Source organism: Natrialba sp. SSL1 (genome assembly GCF_001861355.1).
Lineage (GTDB): Archaea > Halobacteriota > Halobacteria > Halobacteriales > Natrialbaceae > Natrialba.
The window spans coordinates 244,876-260,252 of sequence record NZ_MASN01000060.1; the positions used below are offsets into that span (position 1 = coordinate 244,876).

The 15,377-nt window shown below is 63.8% G+C and carries 12 protein-coding genes; 7 read left to right on the forward strand and 5 right to left on the reverse strand.

Going from position 1 to position 15,377, the window contains the following annotated elements; genetic code table 11:
* Window positions 1-114: 114 nt before the first annotated feature.
* The gene (locus BBD46_RS20155; RefSeq protein WP_071403448.1) at window positions 115-2,664 is read left to right on the forward strand and encodes a PAS domain-containing protein; all 2,550 of its coding nucleotides are present in this window, start codon (window positions 115-117) and stop codon (window positions 2,662-2,664) included.
* Between the two features lie 62 nt (window positions 2,665-2,726).
* Here BBD46_RS20155 and BBD46_RS20160 read toward each other — a convergent pair whose 3' ends face one another.
* Entirely contained in the window at window positions 2,727-3,746 is a 1,020-nt protein-coding gene (locus BBD46_RS20160; RefSeq protein WP_071403449.1) for a replication factor C small subunit, read from the reverse strand.
* Window positions 3,747-4,003: 257 nt separating this feature from the next.
* Between BBD46_RS20160 and BBD46_RS20165 the strand changes: the two genes are divergently transcribed.
* Both BBD46_RS20165 and samp2 read left to right on the forward strand, forming a co-directional pair.
* Window positions 4,004-5,170 carry a bactofilin family protein gene (locus BBD46_RS20165; protein WP_071403450.1) on the forward strand — a complete coding sequence of 389 codons (1,167 nt, stop codon included), beginning with the start codon at window positions 4,004-4,006 and terminating at the stop codon, window positions 5,168-5,170.
* Between the two features lie 126 nt (window positions 5,171-5,296).
* Complete coding sequence (gene samp2, locus BBD46_RS20170) at window positions 5,297-5,557, forward strand: ubiquitin-like small modifier protein SAMP2 (RefSeq protein WP_071403451.1); 261 nt, start codon at window positions 5,297-5,299, stop codon at window positions 5,555-5,557.
* A gap of 47 nt (window positions 5,558-5,604) precedes the next feature.
* Here samp2 and ilvA read toward each other — a convergent pair whose 3' ends face one another.
* Entirely contained in the window at window positions 5,605-6,840 is a 1,236-nt protein-coding gene (gene ilvA / locus BBD46_RS20175) for a threonine ammonia-lyase (protein ID WP_071403452.1), read from the reverse strand.
* A 112-nt stretch (window positions 6,841-6,952) separates the two neighbouring features.
* Between ilvA and BBD46_RS20180 the strand changes: the two genes are divergently transcribed.
* Both BBD46_RS20180 and BBD46_RS20185 read left to right on the forward strand, forming a co-directional pair.
* On the forward strand, window positions 6,953-7,705 hold the full coding sequence (locus BBD46_RS20180; RefSeq protein ID WP_253184614.1) for a GNAT family N-acetyltransferase: 753 nt from the start codon (window positions 6,953-6,955) through the stop codon (window positions 7,703-7,705).
* A 102-nt stretch (window positions 7,706-7,807) separates the two neighbouring features.
* Window positions 7,808-8,413, forward strand: a complete 606-nt coding sequence (locus BBD46_RS20185; RefSeq protein WP_071403454.1) for an SHOCT domain-containing protein — start codon at window positions 7,808-7,810, stop codon at window positions 8,411-8,413.
* 70 nt (window positions 8,414-8,483) lie between these two features.
* Here the strand turns inward: BBD46_RS20185 and BBD46_RS20190 are convergent, their stop codons facing one another.
* Window positions 8,484-10,856, reverse strand: a complete 2,373-nt coding sequence (locus tag BBD46_RS20190) for an ATP-dependent DNA helicase (RefSeq protein WP_071403455.1) — start codon at window positions 10,854-10,856, stop codon at window positions 8,484-8,486.
* Window positions 10,857-10,964: 108 nt separating this feature from the next.
* Window positions 10,965-12,035: a CPBP family intramembrane glutamic endopeptidase gene (locus tag BBD46_RS20195; RefSeq protein WP_253184615.1), complete on the reverse strand. Its 1,071-nt coding sequence runs from the start codon at window positions 12,033-12,035 to the stop codon at window positions 10,965-10,967.
* 300 nt (window positions 12,036-12,335) lie between these two features.
* On the opposite strand from BBD46_RS20195, the gene BBD46_RS20200 reads away from it, so the two are divergent.
* Window positions 12,336-12,929 carry a DUF1684 domain-containing protein gene (locus BBD46_RS20200; protein WP_071403456.1) on the forward strand — a complete coding sequence of 198 codons (594 nt, stop codon included), beginning with the start codon at window positions 12,336-12,338 and terminating at the stop codon, window positions 12,927-12,929.
* 240 nt (window positions 12,930-13,169) lie between these two features.
* Here BBD46_RS20200 and BBD46_RS20205 read toward each other — a convergent pair whose 3' ends face one another.
* Window positions 13,170-13,850, reverse strand: coding sequence for a class I SAM-dependent methyltransferase (locus tag BBD46_RS20205; RefSeq protein WP_071403457.1), 681 nt, complete (start codon window positions 13,848-13,850; stop codon window positions 13,170-13,172).
* Window positions 13,851-14,092: 242 nt separating this feature from the next.
* Between BBD46_RS20205 and BBD46_RS20210 the strand changes: the two genes are divergently transcribed.
* Entirely contained in the window at window positions 14,093-15,256 is a 1,164-nt protein-coding gene (locus tag BBD46_RS20210; protein WP_171908254.1) for an extracellular solute-binding protein, read from the forward strand.
* Window positions 15,257-15,377: the final 121 nt, after the last annotated feature.

Below are 15,377 nucleotides of genomic sequence, written 5' to 3' on the forward strand. Positions count from 1 at the left end.
CTCTCTGAGAGCTGGCTAATGTCTTGATTGTTACAAGTCTGCTGCCGGCAGCAGAATCTTTATCGTGGTGATACGGACAGTACGAATAGACGACGACTCAGGGGCAGGGCTACGATGGGAACCGGGACACCACAACATCGGCCGCAGACAATCCTCTACGTCGCCGCGTCCGAGGACGCGGCCCGCGACGGAGCGGCGGCGCTCCAGCGCGTGCCGTCGGGTCCCGACCGCGCCGTCCGGCCAATGACCACCGTCGAGCGGGTCGAAAGCTGGGCTGCGAACGTCGACTGCGTCGTCTTCGCGGAGACGCCGACGACACCCGACGGCGCGCATCTCCTCGAAGTTGCCGACGCCTGCGGAGAGACGCCCCTCGTCCTGTTCTCCGAGAGCGGCTACGGTGCGACGGCCGCGCGCTCGACGGACGGCATCGACGGCTACGTCCGGCGCGATACCGACGACGCCGTCTCCCACCTCGCGGACGAACTCACGTGGTTGTGTTACGGGAACGACGGTAGGTCGACGGAGACGAGCGCCGACTCAGTCGAGCAGCGCGACGGCGACGACAGCGAGGGTGACGCTGGTACCGATACTGACACAGAGACTGACGACGGCACCGATACTGACACTGACGCCGCCATCGTCGCCACCGGTGAAACGAACTCGCAGACGGACACGGACACAGACGCAGACACAAACCCGGAACCACTCACGACAGCAACGACAGCGACCACCCACGACAGCACAAACACACTGCTCGCCGGCATCGCCAACCTGCTCTCCTGTCGCGATCGCGACCAGCTACTCGAGTCCCTCGTCTCACTCACGGCAAACACGGTCGACAACGCCGAGTGTTGGATCTCGACGGTCAACTTCGGCGAACTCGTGGCCCAAACGACGGCTGCGGGGGTCGATGCAAACGCAATCGATGCGATGCCGACCGACGGCCCGGTCGGGACGGCCTTTCGGGCGGGCGACACGTACGTTGTTTCCGACATCGCGGCCAATGGGGACATCGAGCCACCGCTGCCAGACGTCCGCTCGCTGTGTAGCGTGCCGATCGACGACCTTGGGGTGCTGGTAGTCGCGAGTGAGACGCCGGAGCGGTTCGAAGTGGGGAACAGCGATGCAGGCGAGGGAGACGGACGTACGGACACGGATACGAACACGAACACAGAGACTGACACCGGCGCCGACACCGACACCGACACCGACGAACCCGCCACCAACGCAGCCCCAGCTCCAACCCCAACCGCTGTCGACCAACTCGAGTTCCTCTGTGAAATCGCAACCGCAGTTCTCGACCGAAACCGGGCCGAAGCACGTCTGGCAGCCGAGCGAGACCAACTCGAGACGGCCCGCGACGAAATTGCAAGCGAGCGGGATCGGCTCGCAGAGGAGCAGACAGTCATCGGCGAGGCCGCCGAGCAACTCGCAGCTGAACGCGACCGGTTCCGGGCGGCGTTCGCCGCCGCGCCGCTGCCGGCGTTGCGGTACGAACTCGAGGCCGGGTCCGAACCCGATGGGGACGCCGAGGCGGTCATCACCGACATCAACGCCGCCTTCGAAGCCACGTTCGGCGACGACCGGGAAACCCTCCGCAGCCGCTCCGTCCAGGAGTACACCATCCCCTCCGGCCTGAGCGAGCGTGCAACCGCACTCACCGACGCACTACACGCCGGCGAACAGCGGGTACTCGAGTGCCGTCGGGAAACGGTCACAGGTGTGCGAGAGTTCGAGGTGACGGTGGTTCCGCTGGATAGCAGCAGCGGAACCGAGCAAACTGCCGAGGAAAACACGTCTGCGAGCGCTCAGACCGGACTCCTCTACTACGTCGACCGCACCGAACAGAGCGAGACGGAACGAGAACTCACGGCGACCAGGCGCCGACTCGATGCCATCGCGACCATGCTCGAAGACGAGGTCCAGACGCCGCTCAACGTCGCCCGGGGCTACCTCGAACTCGTCGAGAAGACCGGCGACGCCGAACACTTCGAGGTGATCGACGACGCCCACCTGCAGCTAACGGACCACGTCGAGTCGTTGTACGATCTCGCTGCGAGCGACGACGTGCTCGCCGAAACCGAGCCCGTCGCGATTCACGACGTGGCTCGGCGCGCCTGGATCACCGTCGACACCGGTACGGCCGAACTCGTCACCGAATCGACGCTCGTCCTCGAGGCCGACCGGACGCGACTGCGTGAGCTGTTCGAACTGGTGGTGCGGCTCGTACTGGCAGATAGTCGGATAGGCGACCGCTCGGACACCGAGTCAACGCCGTCCGCAACGGTCACCGTCGGCGCGACGGACGACGGGTTCTACGTTGCTCGTGATGGGCCTTCGGCGACGAGTGCCGGCGACGGCTCAGTGAGGGAAGGACAGGGACAGGGAGAGGAGGCCGACTCGAGTGTCGCCGACGAGACGGCGGCTGCGGCGAACGCGGATGCACAGGCAGCATCGGCATCGGCATCGGAATCGGCATCGGCATCTGCGGAAACGCAACTCGCTGCTCCAACCGAGAACGCAGCGGAAGTCACAGGCGATCTAGCGGGGGCCCGCGAGCGCGTCGAACAGATCGCCGACGCCCACGGCTGGGACGTCGGTATTGCGGCGGACGACGAGCGTTCGGCGTTTGCGTTCCGCGGCGTCGACTCGGTTGAGCTCTAACTGTCAGCGCTGACCGCGACTCCCGCGAGAATGCCGTTGAAGACGAACCGGAAAAACAGCCGTTACTGATTCTCGAGCGCCAGCGACGCCAGCATCGCCTCGAGTTGCAGTCGCTCGTTCGCGCCCTCAGTGATCCGGAAATCGACCTCGCCGAGGCGTTCGAGTAGCCGAACCGTCTCCTGCTCCGGAATGTCGAACGCCCAGGCCGAGCGGTGGAGCTGGTCGATGACGTCGCCACCCGCAAGGCCGCGGTCAGTAAGGAGGTCCTCGAGTGACGCGCGTGCGGCGGTGAAGTCGCCGGCGATGGCCTGGTCGACCATCTCCTCGACCTCTTCGGGCCGTGCGGTCGCGGTAATCGCAAAGACGGTCTCCTCGTCGACGGTTTCGCCCATCACGGCCGCAGCCTGCAGGGCGTTGATCGCCTTTCGCATGTCGCCGTCGGCCGCGTAGACCAGCGCGTCGACGCCGTCGTCGGTGACCTCGATGTCCTGATCGGCAGCGATTTCGCGGACCTGCGCCTCGATAGCGGTCTCGGTGAGCTGCGTAAAGCGGAACACCGCGCATCGAGACTGGATCGGATCGATGATCTGACTCGAGTAGTTACACGAGAGAATAAAGCGGGTGTTGTTCGAGAACTGCTCCATCGTCCGGCGCAGGGCGGACTGGGCGTCGGAGGTGAGTGCGTCGGCCTCGTCCAGGAAGATGATGCGGTGGTCGTAGCCGCCGAAGGAGGCGCGCGCGAAGTCCTTGATGCGGTCGCGGACGACGTCGATGCCGCGCTGGTCGGAGGCGTTGAGTTCGAGGAAGTTCTCGCGCCAGTCGTCGTCGTAGACCTCGCGGGCGATGGCCTGTGCGGCGGTCGTCTTCCCGGTGCCGGCCGGCCCCGCAAACATGAGGTGGGGTAGGTCGTCCTGTTCGACGTATCGCTGGAGTCGCGGGACGATGTTCTCGTGGCCCTTGATCTCGCCTAAGTACTCCGGCCGATACTTCTCGATCCAGACCTCGGTCCGGCCGGCAGTCGACTCGGCGACCTCGGTGTCGGTATTGGTCTCGGCCTCAGTCGCGCCGTCGGCGTCGCTCATATCGGGTCAAGGGACGGGCCGAAGATAAATCGACCGAACGATTCCATCGAGAGGGCTGCGGGGGAGCGGTTCACAGATCTGTTTCCACCGAACGGCGACGGTAAACGCCGTTTCCACTGAGCAACCACGCTGAACGCTGTTTCCACCGAACGGCCATGGTGAAGCCGAGCTCATCGATCCGGAAGCGTCCCGGAAACGGACTGGTACAGAAGTTGACCGAATGACAATTTTTTCACCGATTGCAGCCAACAGTCAGTATGGAACGTACTACCAGTAGCCGGTCGACCGCCTCGACCGCGTTCGTCCTCCTCGTCGTGATTCTCCTCGCCTGTAGCGCGTTTGCGGCACCAGTCGCCGCCCAGTCTGAGTCGCGCACCGGCGGGACAATCACCGTCGGCCCCGACGAGACCGTCAGCAGTCTCAACGCCTTCGGCGGCACTGTCGTCGTCGAGGGAACGGTCACTGGAGACGTCAGCGCCGCTGCGGGCGACGTTCGAATCGATGGCGACGTCGGCGGCGACGTCGAGGCCGGTGCCGGAAGTGTCACGATCACCGGTGATGTCGGCGGTGACGTCAACGCTGCAACTGGCGGACTGGAAATCGCCGAGGGCGCAACGATCGGTGGCAGCCTCGCGGCCGGCGCGGGGAGCGTAACCATCGACGGAACGATCGACGGCGACGCAGAGGTCGGTGCCGAAACGACTACGCTCGGTGAGGAGGCCGCCATCGGCGGCGATCTGCGCTACGGTGGCGACCTCGTCGGCAACACCGACGCTGTCGCGGGCGAAATCGAGTACGACTCCACGCTCGGCAGTGAGTGGGTCCCGACGTTCGAACCGATCGGATCGCTGCTCGCCTCGGCGTACATCCTCGCCCTGAACCTCCTCCTCGGGGCCGCACTGCTCGCTATCTTCCCGCGGTTCTCCGATAGTGTGGCGGGTCAGGTTTCCCAGAAGCCGGTCCGCTCCGGCCTGGTCGGGCTCGGCGTCCTCATCGGCGTCCCGCTCTTGCTGATCGCGCTCGCGATCACGATCGTCGGCATCCCGTTCTCGCTCGTCGGCGGGCTCCTGTTCGCGCTGATCGTCTGGATCGGCGTCATCTACGGCCGCTTCGCCGTCGCGGCGTGGCTGCTCTCCGCTGGCGGGATCGACAACCGGTGGCTCGCCCTCGTCGTGGGCCTGGTCGGCGGCGCACTCCTCGCGCAGATCCCCTGGATCGGCGGGCTGTTGAACTTCCTGTTCTTCCTGCTCGGGCTGGGTGCGCTCACCCTCGCGCTGGTCCAGCACCGGCGAACGAGTCGCAAGCAGCGCCACGGGCAAGAGCCACAGCCGTACTCTCATCCCGGCCCGCAGCGCGACCAGCCACGCCGAAGCGATCCGGACGGCCGTGACGGGTTCGATCAGGACGACCCGACGACGGACTAGCGCGACGAACCCTCACCGACGCTGAGAAGCGAGCACGACGGTCATGAACAGCGAACAACGAACGACGAACAACGACCGGCGAACAACGAACGACGTGCTCAAGTTTCACCCGCCGCAACACCGCCTATGCGCGTCACCGTCGACGTCAAGGGCGAGGAGACACACGAGATTTCGCTCGCAGACCTCCGTGAAGAGAGCGGTGGCGACTCGAGTGCAGACACTACTGAAGACAAAGAAGGACCAACGTACGCCGACCTCCTTCGGGAGATCGACCTGAGTCCCCACGAGGTGAGCGTGCTGGTCGACGGACGGCCAGTACCGGAGGATCAGCCGGTCGAGAGCGAGCAGGTGACGGTGTTGCGGTTGATTAAGGGTGGGAGTCGGTAGCCGTAGCCGGTTGCTGATAGCCAACAGCACCGCGAGACGACCGCCCCTCAAGCGTTGACGTGCGTTACCTCGTAACCGTGATCGCGAATCGAGCGGATAATTGCCCGCGCCTGCCCCGCGCCGCTGGTCTCGATCTGGAAGTCGAGGTGCGCCTCGCCGACGTCGAGTTCCGGTGCCGAGCGGTCGTGGCGAACCGTCTGAATGTTAGCGTTGTGGTCGGCGATCACGCCCGAAATTTCCTCCATCTTGCCGGACTGATCGTCGATCCGCACGCGAAGTCGCAGCAGTTGTTCCCGATCGGAGAGCGCGTGGACGAGCACCGTCTGGAGCATCGTCATATCGAGGTTCCCCCCACAGAGTAGGGCCATCACCGTCTCGCCTTCGACGTCGAGTTCGTCGCTGATGATCGCTGCAACTGAGGCCGCGCCGGCCCCTTCGACGACCTGCTTTGCGCGCTCGAGAAGGAGCAAAATCGCTCGTGCAATTTCGCCGTCGGTCACCGTCACCACGTCGTCGACGTACTCCTCGATGAGCGAGAGCGTCAACTCCGAGACGCCGCCGGTCGCGATGCCGTCCGCGATCGTGTTCACCGACTCGAGTGAGATCGGTGCACCCTTCTGGAGGCTATCGGGAACGGTGGCTGCGTCGGTCGCCTGCACACCCACGACGCGAGTCTCAGGCGAACGCTCGGCGAACGCGGTGGCGATGCCAGCGATGAGACCGCCGCCACCGATTGGGACAACGACGGTGTCGACCTCCGGTAGATCCTCGTACATCTCGAGACCGAGGGTACCCTGGCCGGCGACGATCGCCGGGTCGTCGTAGGCGTGGACGAATTCGGCGTCAGTGCCGGAAACGAGCTCTTCCGCGAAGTCCATGGCCTCGCGGAAGTCGGTGCCGACGAGTTCGACGTCCGCGCCGTACGATCGCGTCGCGTCGACCTTCGCCTGTGGTGCGGTGCGGGGCATGACGATGGTCGAGTCGATACCGAGTTTCGTCGCGGCGAGTGCGACGCCCTGTGCGTGATTGCCGGCGCTCGCGGCGACGACGCGGTCGGTGTCGTCCTCGGCGACACACTGGGCGATCTTGTTGTACGCGCCGCGAGTTTTGAACGAGCCTGTCCACTGGAGATGCTCCATCTTGAGGAACACCTCCCCGCCGGTCAGTTCGTCGAGCGACGTGCTGCGCTCGACGGGTGTCCGTTTGACGACCGACTCGTCATCAAACCGGTCGCGAGCGCCCTCGATATCGGAGATGTCGACGGAATCTGAATGTTGCACCATTGTACAGCGTTAAGTACCTCATCCCAGCAATCGGGAATAATAGTTCGGGTTGCATTCCGACGTTCGCGACACGGGCCGCGATTCACGATCTCAACTTAGAGGTCCGAGACCAGTGACTACAGACTCACCAACCAACGCACTGTTGACGCCCGCCGGCGAACACGACCACATGGCCGGCGATATCCACGTCCGTACCGCCACAGCCGCGGACGAACTCGAGATCCGTCGCATTCTCGACGCCGCGATGCTCACGTTCGAGAACCTCGAGGAACGACTCGCAGCGGGAGACGCACTCGTTGCCGGCGACCAACAGGGTGGTTCGACTGACTCCGACCACACTCCAGAATCCGAGGACTCTAGCGCGCGAGCCGACGAACGAATTCTCGGCACACTCGTTCTGGCTCAAGTTCCACCTGAAACGGACGGGTACAGAACTGGAACAAAGGGGGCTAACAGGCCAGACGAGCCCACAGAACCGGTCCGCGAGAGCGCACACATCGCTGCAATCGCCGTCCGGCGACGCCACCGCGGGCAGGGAATCGGACGTGCGCTCGTCATGGACGTACTCGAGTCCGAGTCTGAATCCCAGTTCGAGTCCGAATCTAAGTCCGAACCCAAGCGACGAGTGACGGCACACTTCGATGCGGATGTGCGGCTCTTTTACGAGTCGCTTGGGTTCGCGATCGAGCCGCTCGAGGCAGCCCAGGCAACCGAGGCGGGCAAATCAGTCGAGGCCGACAACGTGACCGGAGCTGATCGGTTCCGCGGTATCGCCGTCGTCGCCGACGACGAGTCAGACGCCGACACTGAAACTAACGGCGAAACAAACACCGACAGTGAAACCGACCTCACGACTGGTCGATAGTACTCGAGTTCGTCGAGTCTAGTCAAGAGTAGACGACTCAATCGATCCCGGTCGCTGTGAGAAACAGTTGGAACTAATACGTCGGCTCGCTGTCGTAACGGTATGGCTCCCCGTCGACCCGGTTCGAACTCGCGTTCTCGGGAGTGGCACGCGCTCGTCGAACAGTATACACCGGATGGATCGCTCGGCCGATTCCTCCTCGGTGCACCGATTGGGACGATCGGATTCTGGTTTCTGTTGATTGCGCTCCTCGAGATACCACGCGGCGGGATCACACTCGGGGTGCTGTTCTGGACACCGGCATTACTCGGTACATCAGTTGCGATGATGCTGTTCGCCCTACTGATGCTCTGGCCGATCTATCTCTCGCTCATCGGCAACGTCGAGTCGACGGACGCGTACGCGGAGTCAGTAACCGGCGAGTCGAAATCAGCGGGGACTACGCCCGTGAGTGGTTCGACCATGGGACGCACTACGTCACCGGCCGAAACGACGACGGCGGGCACTCGTTCTCGGTCAACTCGAGACGCGACCCGCTCGGAGTCCGGATCGAGTGATCCATTCGAAGAACTCAAGCGGCAGTACACAGCCGGCGAGATCAGCGAAGAGGAGTTCGAGCGACGACTCGAGGCACAGCTCGACGGCGATACCGGGGCCAGCACAGACCGAGCGAGCGATGACGACACCGAACTCACGGAACGTCGCTGAACAGTCGGCCTGCACACACCGAACCAAGCGTCCTGAACAGCCGGCAAACACACCACACTGGCGTCGCTGATCAGGACAGCTTCGACTGGAACCGATCCAGCCCGAACTCGAGCATGTCCGGACTCACAGTCTGGAATTCGTCGTCGTCCGGGAGGAAGGGAACGACGGAGTCCCAGCTATCGCGAGCGTAGCGCTCGTCCAACAGCACGCGGACGCCCGTATCCTCGGGTGAGCGGATGACCCGACCGATCGCCTGCCGGGCCTTGCGAACCGCGGGAATCGTTAGCGCGTAGGTGAAGCCATCCTCGAACGCGTCGTCGTAGGCTCGGCGCACTGCTTTCGTCCGCGGACTCGAGGTGTTGACGATCGGAACCCCACAGACAACCGCAGCGGAGAGGCGGTCACCGCTGTAGTCGACCCCCTCCGTCAGCGTCCCGCGGAGACTCGTCACGAGCACCTTCCCCTCGCCCGCGAAGAACTCGCTCTTGAGCGACTCCGTCGCCTCGTCGTCGCTCGAGGCGTCGCGGAGCACGGGTTTCTCGAGACGGTCCTTGAGTACGTCGGCGATCCACTCGGCCTCGGCGTAGCTCGGCATGCCGACGAGCACGTTGCCGGGAAGGCGGCCGACCTGCGTGATGGCGTCGGCGTAGTGGGTTCGCGTCGGGTTCTCGTCGCCGGTTCTGCCGCGGTTGTCGTACGTGAACTTCGGTGCAGCGACTGCGAAGCTCTCGCGGTTCTCCTCGGGGAAGTGCAGTCCGTAGCGGCGTTCGACGACCGGTCGATCCTCCTCGCGGGCGAGGTACTGCAGCCCCGTAACCTCGGTGAAGGCGTCCATCGGCTCCAGCGTCGCGCTCATCAGAATGCCGCCACCGAAGGCTGCGAGACGGTCGCCGATCGCGTCGCTGGGAACGCAGTTGTGCAGCGCGATACGAGCGGTGTAGGCCCGTCGCCAGGAGTCCGCCGGCTCCGTATCGTTCCAGGTGCGCTCGAGTTCGATCTCACGGAAGTACTCCGTATGGCCACAGCGGTACCACTCACCCAGCACGCGACCGACGCCGGGTGCCGCACGGGTTCGGTCCTCGTCTTCGGCCTCGTTCAAAATCCGTGCAGCGACAGCGCCGACCGCCTCGACACGCACCCAGTCGGCGTCGCCGTAGCCCGCCTCTCTTGCCCACTCCGAAAGTTCGTCCTCGGCCGGTTCACCGGGGTCGCGGAGTGGAATTTCTTCATCTGGGAGGTCGGTGAGATCCGACCTCCACCCCCTGTGTTTCCGGTCGAGATGAGCGGTCACGCGGCGGTCGAGTTCCTCCCTGAGATCTCGGATGAACTCGAGTGTCCGGTTGAGTTCGTCGTAGGTGACGTCGCTGTCCTGGAGTTCGGCGCGGACGAGGTCGGCGTCGGCGGTCTGGGAGCCGCCGGTCGCCTGGCGGCCCTCGCGTTCGAACTTGATTGGCTGGATGACACGCGAGAGTTCGGTTTCGGCGTCTCGCAGCGTGGTGTCGGCGACCCCGTCGCTGACGAGGTCGCGCACGCGCGGTTCGAGCATGTGGGCCTCGTCGCAGACGACGAACGTGGAGTCGTCAAGCAGTGCGCCGGTGAACGAACCGGTCGTTCGTGGGTCGAACGCGTGGTAGTAGTTTCCGATGACGACCTCGGTGTGGGCGAGCGCAGCGCCCATGACCGAGTGCGGGCAGGTGCCGTTGCGGACCGAGCGCGCAACGAGGTCCTCCGGCGTGATCATCCCCGCGTCGGTGAAGTCGTAGGGGACTGCCTCGCTTGCGTCGCCGTCACTCCCTTCGTCCGGCAGGTCGTCCAGGTACTGTGCGTAGAACGGACAGAACTCGGTCTCGGCGCTCACCGGACCTCCGTCGGAGTAGGTCGGCATCTCCGGCGGGTAGGCAGCCGTCTCGCCCGCAGTTTCGAGGAATCGTCCCAGAGAACCGGAGCGGCCGCTGTCGGCGAGGCCGGTCTGTTGCTGGCGTGCGTTCGCGGTCAGCGCGGCGGCGGTCGTCTCGCCGCCCTCGCCGGTCAGGTCCCGCGTTCGATCGCGGAGCGTCTCGCAGCGGTCGTAGACGTTGCTGTCGTCTATATCGCCCGCATTGGCCCGGTTGTACGGGCAGACATCGGCTTTCCCGACGAGTGTGAGCCCCGAAACGGGGTCCCAGTCGTCGGGCAAGTTCTCGTTGATCGTTTCGAGATCCGCTTCGAACTGGCGCAGTTGCTGCTTGACGCTGGTGAGGACGAAGACGCGCTCGTAGTCGGTGTCCGGGTCCCGCACGAGGTCGATGCCGGCGGTGAGTGCGATCATCGTCTTCCCCGTCCCGCAGGCTCCTTCGATCACGGTGTAGCCACCGTCACGGGCCGCGTCAGCGGCGGTTTCGATGCCGTCGACCTGCTCGTCGTAGGGCTCGGCGTGACCGAAGATCGGTCGCCAGTCCGTCATTCTTCCCGTACTCATGGTCGGGTAGTCAAAGCGTTGACGGACCACTCTCGGTGCGCGATCGGATATAAACCTCCGCACAGCCGGTCAGCACAGTTCAACGGGTGGGTTTCAATGCCCGCTGTCGGACCCGTTGGATTCTGGCTCTGGTTCTGGTTCTGATTCGGTTTCGAACGAGGAGTTAACGTCGGTGTCGAGGTCGCCGTGTTCGGCGTCCGCATCCTCGACGAGCGCCCACTCGCGCGTGAGCGACGGCGTTCCGCGGACCGCAATGCCGACCGCAGCGAGTCCGAAGACCGCGATGCCGACCGCGCCGACCGGGTTGACCACGAGTTCGGAGCCCCCCTGTGCGAAGACGATCAGCGTCGTGCCGAAGGCGTTGAACGTGCCGTGGAAGATCGCCGGTGCGATGACCGATTTGGCGCGAATCGTGACGTAGGTGTACACCGGGGACATCGCGAGACAGGCCGCGGTCATGACGGCGACGCCGACGAGCGGATCCGTCGTCGGATAGTTGTACCCCTCGAGAATCACCGGCGCGTGCCAGAGTCCCCAGACGACGCCGATCGCGGCCGACGCCGGCCAGAAGCCGTAGGGTGACAGCTCCGTCAGGAAGACGCCGCGCCAGCCGAACTCCTCGCCGAACGCGAGGACGGCGTTGATCGTCGCACCGGTGATGAGCGCGGCGACGATCGTCACGAGCAAGTTGAACGGCCAGTCGGGAAGCGACGGCCCCTCGGGCTGGTCTGCGGGGTCGGCCGGTGCGAACTCCGTTCCCTCACCCGTGAACGGGTTCGCGTCGGGGACGAACTCGACGCCGGGCAGCGCGAGCGCGATGGCGATGCCGAGCAGGACGAGCGCGATCGGGACGATTGCGGCGATCGCGAGCCAGCGCAGTCGTTGCCAGGGGAATCGAAGGCCAGCAGCCTCGAACGACGGCGAGCCAACGATACAGGTAGCGATCCCGGCGAGCATCGGTGTGAACATGTACGCGGGCGCGAGCGCGACCATGCTCACGTCGAGTGCCTGCGAGACGAGGACGAACGCTCCCGAGAGCACGACGAGCGAGGCGAGGAAGACGGCGATCGGCCGCCGTCCGGGATCAGGAGCGGGGTCAGATCCAGGTCCAGGTCCAGATTCAGAATCAGAACCAGGGCCGCCATCGCGCTCGGTCACAGCCATCCCTCCTGTGTCTGCGTCGAACCGTCGGCGTGCTGTAACATGGCTGAACTGTACGTCCCGTGAGAATAAGTATTGCACCGTCTCCCCCGCTCGGAAACAGGTGACGAGAGCCAGATTCACTGTTCGGCGTACGCACTCTCACGAGACAAACAGTACGCATACTCACCACGGGACACAAACGCTACACCTCCTTCACGGAACACTACCACGGGACACCTCCACCACGGAACACAAACGCTACACCCCCACCACGAACCACAGAGCACAACACACACCCGTCACCACCCCGAACACCACCCCATGAGCGACACGAGCGATTCGACCCACAACGTCGACACCGAGCAATGGCGCACCGAACTCCAGGAGAAGCGCGCGGAGAAAAACGAGTTCTTCGCCAGCCACCCCCAGTCACCCGTCCCACCCGAGGAGCGCGATGAATTCGAGGCACTCGAGTACTTCGACCCAGATCCGGAGTACCGCGTCACCGCGAGCGCCGAGGTCCACGACGACCCCGAAGTCGTGCTCATGGACACGACGACGGGCCGCGAGATGCGATACCTGCGCGTGGCGACACTCGAGTTCGATCTGGAGCGCACGGACGAGGAACTCGAGGATGTCAGTACGTCGCTCGCGGCGTACCAACTCGAGAGTCCGAACCAGGAGCCGTACTTCATTCCGTTCCGCGATAAGACGACGGGCCAGCAGACCTACGAGGGCGGTCGGTACATGGAGTTGTCGGCGGATCGTGATCTGGAAACGGGTGACGAGTTGGTCGTCGACTTCAACCTGGCGTACACGCCGTTCTGTGCGTTCAGCGAGACGTACGACTGCCCGCTTCCGCCGAAGGAGAACTGGCTCGACGTGACGGTTCCGGCGGGCGAGCGGTTCGAGTAGCTGAATCGATGCCGACCGGTATTGTGGTGCCGGCCAGTGCTGTAGTGTCGATCAGTGTTGTGCTGCTGAAAGTTGGCTGGACAACACGAACAGGCACGTTTCCACTGGAACGGAAGCACTGTTTCCAGCGTGCTGGTGGGGTGAGACAGACTTCGAGTGGAAATAGAGGGGTTTTGGTCTCGGCGGGTTTGTCGGCGACAGTTGTGACGGTGATGTAGTTATGATGCGGCGTCGACGTAGTTACGGTGCGACGCCAACAGTGAGCAACGTCCCGAACTCGCGGTAGCGTTCGACCATCTCCGCGCGGGTGTCCCAGTTCTCCGTCGGGAACTCGGCTTCGGCAGGAATTGTGATCTCACGGTCTGGAACGTTGTCCTGCTCGGCGACGTGCAGTCCGGCGTTACGGAAGGCCTCGCGGTACTGGTCGCGGTCCCAGCGAGTCATCTCGATCGAGATCTTCTCCTGCCACTCGTGGGAATGGACGTTCTCCTCGTAGTAGTTCACGGCGCAGTAGAACGTGCCGCCGGGGCGGAGCACGCGAGCGATTTCGGCGAGCGTTTCGTGGGGATCGGCGGCGTAGTAGAACGCCTCCATCGACCAGACGTGGTCAATCGTGTCGTCACCGAAGGGGAGCGAACCGAAGTCGCCGACGACGTACGAAACCTGCGGGTCCTGTGTGTAGCCCGCGGCGTTGTGTGCCATTTCGGGTGAGCCGTCGAGCCCGTAGATTCGTCTCGCATCCTTGGTGTCTCGGAGTGCGCGGCCGGCGTAGCCGCTTCCACAGCCGAGGTCGAGGACGGTGTCGCCGGCCTCCACCGGCATCCGTGCGAGCGCGTGCTTTGCCGTGTGCCAGTGGCGTTCTTCCATCCCTCGGTCACGACCGCTCGTCGCCCAGTCGTCGAACTCCTCGCGTACGCTCATACTGGACGCGTCGGCCTCCGTGAGCAAAACCGGTTCGACTTCCAGTGGGACGAACGTGGGGGCGTCGGCGACAGATACTTTAGGATGGCCTAAAAAGAGTAGTGTAGAGAGGTTTAGGCTGGCCGAAATACCGTGGGCATCGGTGTCGGCCGAAGAGACAGCAACCGCTGTCTCTGCCTCTCGTCCGTTCTCTCGGCACTAATCGGAAGGTATAAGTGTTTTAGGTCGGCCTAAAACCAAATATGCAACAGCGAAGCAGCGAGCAGATGGGCCGGTTTGGTCGACGAACGTATCTTGCCGCCGCAGGCGGCGCTGTGGCCGGTCTCGCCGGCCTCGCGGGCTGTCTCGGTGACGACGGTGACAGCACGCCAATCGCAGAGGTCGACCCGATGACACAGGGTGTCGATTCGGGTACGCTATCCTGGGACGACCTCGGTGACCTCGAGGGCGAAATCACTATTTACTCCGGTCGAACGCCCGATCAGATTTCCGGCGTCTTCGAAGCGCTCGAGCAGGAGTACGACGATCTCACCGTCAGTGTTGATTACGACGACAACGACGTGCAGGTCAACCAGATCCTCGAAGAGGAGACCCACCCGGCAGACCTCATGTACTCACAGGATCCCGGTGCACTGAACGCACTTCACAACGACGGAGTCCTGCAGGAACTCCCTTCGGACGTTCTCGACGCTGTCCCTACCAGCTACCAGCACAACGACGGATACTGGACTGGCGTGACCGGACGTACCCGTTCGATTCAGTACAACAGTGACCGGCTGGACGAAACCGACTTCGATAGCTGGGATGAGCTGCCGACGGATATTACGGAGTACGCCACCGACGAACGATTCGAGGGCATCATTTCGACTCGACCGAACTCCGGAACGTTCCGCGGATTCATCCAGGCGATGGTCGAACGGAAAGGCGAAGAAGAAACCCGCGACTGGGTCCGCCAGATGGCCGAGGACCAGGACGCCCAGCTTTTCGAGGGCGGCTCCGCCCAGGCAGAGGCCGTCAACAGAGGTGGCGACGACGACCCGATCGTTGGTCTCGGAAACAGCTACTACGCTGCTCGTATCCTCAACGAGGACCCCGACGCCCCGATCAGGACCACGTTTACCGAAAACGACGCTGGGTGTCTGTTCAGCGTCGCCGGTGTCGGCGTCCTCGACCAGGTCGGAGACGCCGAACTCGTCGCGGAGTTCGTTCGCCACCTGATCGCCGAGGAGGGACAGGAACTCATGATGGAAGACAACGGCGAGTACCCGGTCGTCGAAGACATCGAGTACGTCGGTCCACTGTCAGATCTCGACGAGATCAACCCGCCAGAGTTCGACCTCAGCGGCTTCGATATGGACCTGCAGGAAGCAGGCGACCTCATCGAAGAAGAAGGGATGTTCTCGTAACGACCGATCTGCACGAGTGAGCGCTGGTCGAGCCCGAACCGGCGGCTTTCACGTACCTGCTTTTTGTGAACCGTTCGGCTGCATTGCCAGACGGTGGGACGCTTCGGAGGATTTAGGAGCA

Coding starts and splice junctions, on each gene's coding strand:
- BBD46_RS20155 (WP_071403448.1), top strand. CDS start 115: ATGGGAACCGGGACACCACAACATCGGCCGCAGACAATCCTCTACGTC.
- BBD46_RS20160 (WP_071403449.1), bottom strand. CDS start 3,746: ATGAGCGACGCCGACGGCGCGACTGAGGCCGAGACCAATACCGACACC.
- BBD46_RS20165 (WP_071403450.1), top strand. CDS start 4,004: ATGGAACGTACTACCAGTAGCCGGTCGACCGCCTCGACCGCGTTCGTC.
- samp2 (WP_071403451.1), top strand. CDS start 5,297: ATGCGCGTCACCGTCGACGTCAAGGGCGAGGAGACACACGAGATTTCG.
- ilvA (WP_071403452.1), bottom strand. CDS start 6,840: ATGGTGCAACATTCAGATTCCGTCGACATCTCCGATATCGAGGGCGCT.
- BBD46_RS20185 (WP_071403454.1), top strand. CDS start 7,808: ATGGCTCCCCGTCGACCCGGTTCGAACTCGCGTTCTCGGGAGTGGCAC.
- BBD46_RS20190 (WP_071403455.1), bottom strand. CDS start 10,856: ATGACGGACTGGCGACCGATCTTCGGTCACGCCGAGCCCTACGACGAG.
- BBD46_RS20195 (WP_253184615.1), bottom strand. CDS start 12,035: ATGGCTGTGACCGAGCGCGATGGCGGCCCTGGTTCTGATTCTGAATCT.
- BBD46_RS20200 (WP_071403456.1), top strand. CDS start 12,336: ATGAGCGACACGAGCGATTCGACCCACAACGTCGACACCGAGCAATGG.
- BBD46_RS20205 (WP_071403457.1), bottom strand. CDS start 13,850: ATGAGCGTACGCGAGGAGTTCGACGACTGGGCGACGAGCGGTCGTGAC.
- BBD46_RS20210 (WP_171908254.1), top strand. CDS start 14,093: ATGCAACAGCGAAGCAGCGAGCAGATGGGCCGGTTTGGTCGACGAACG.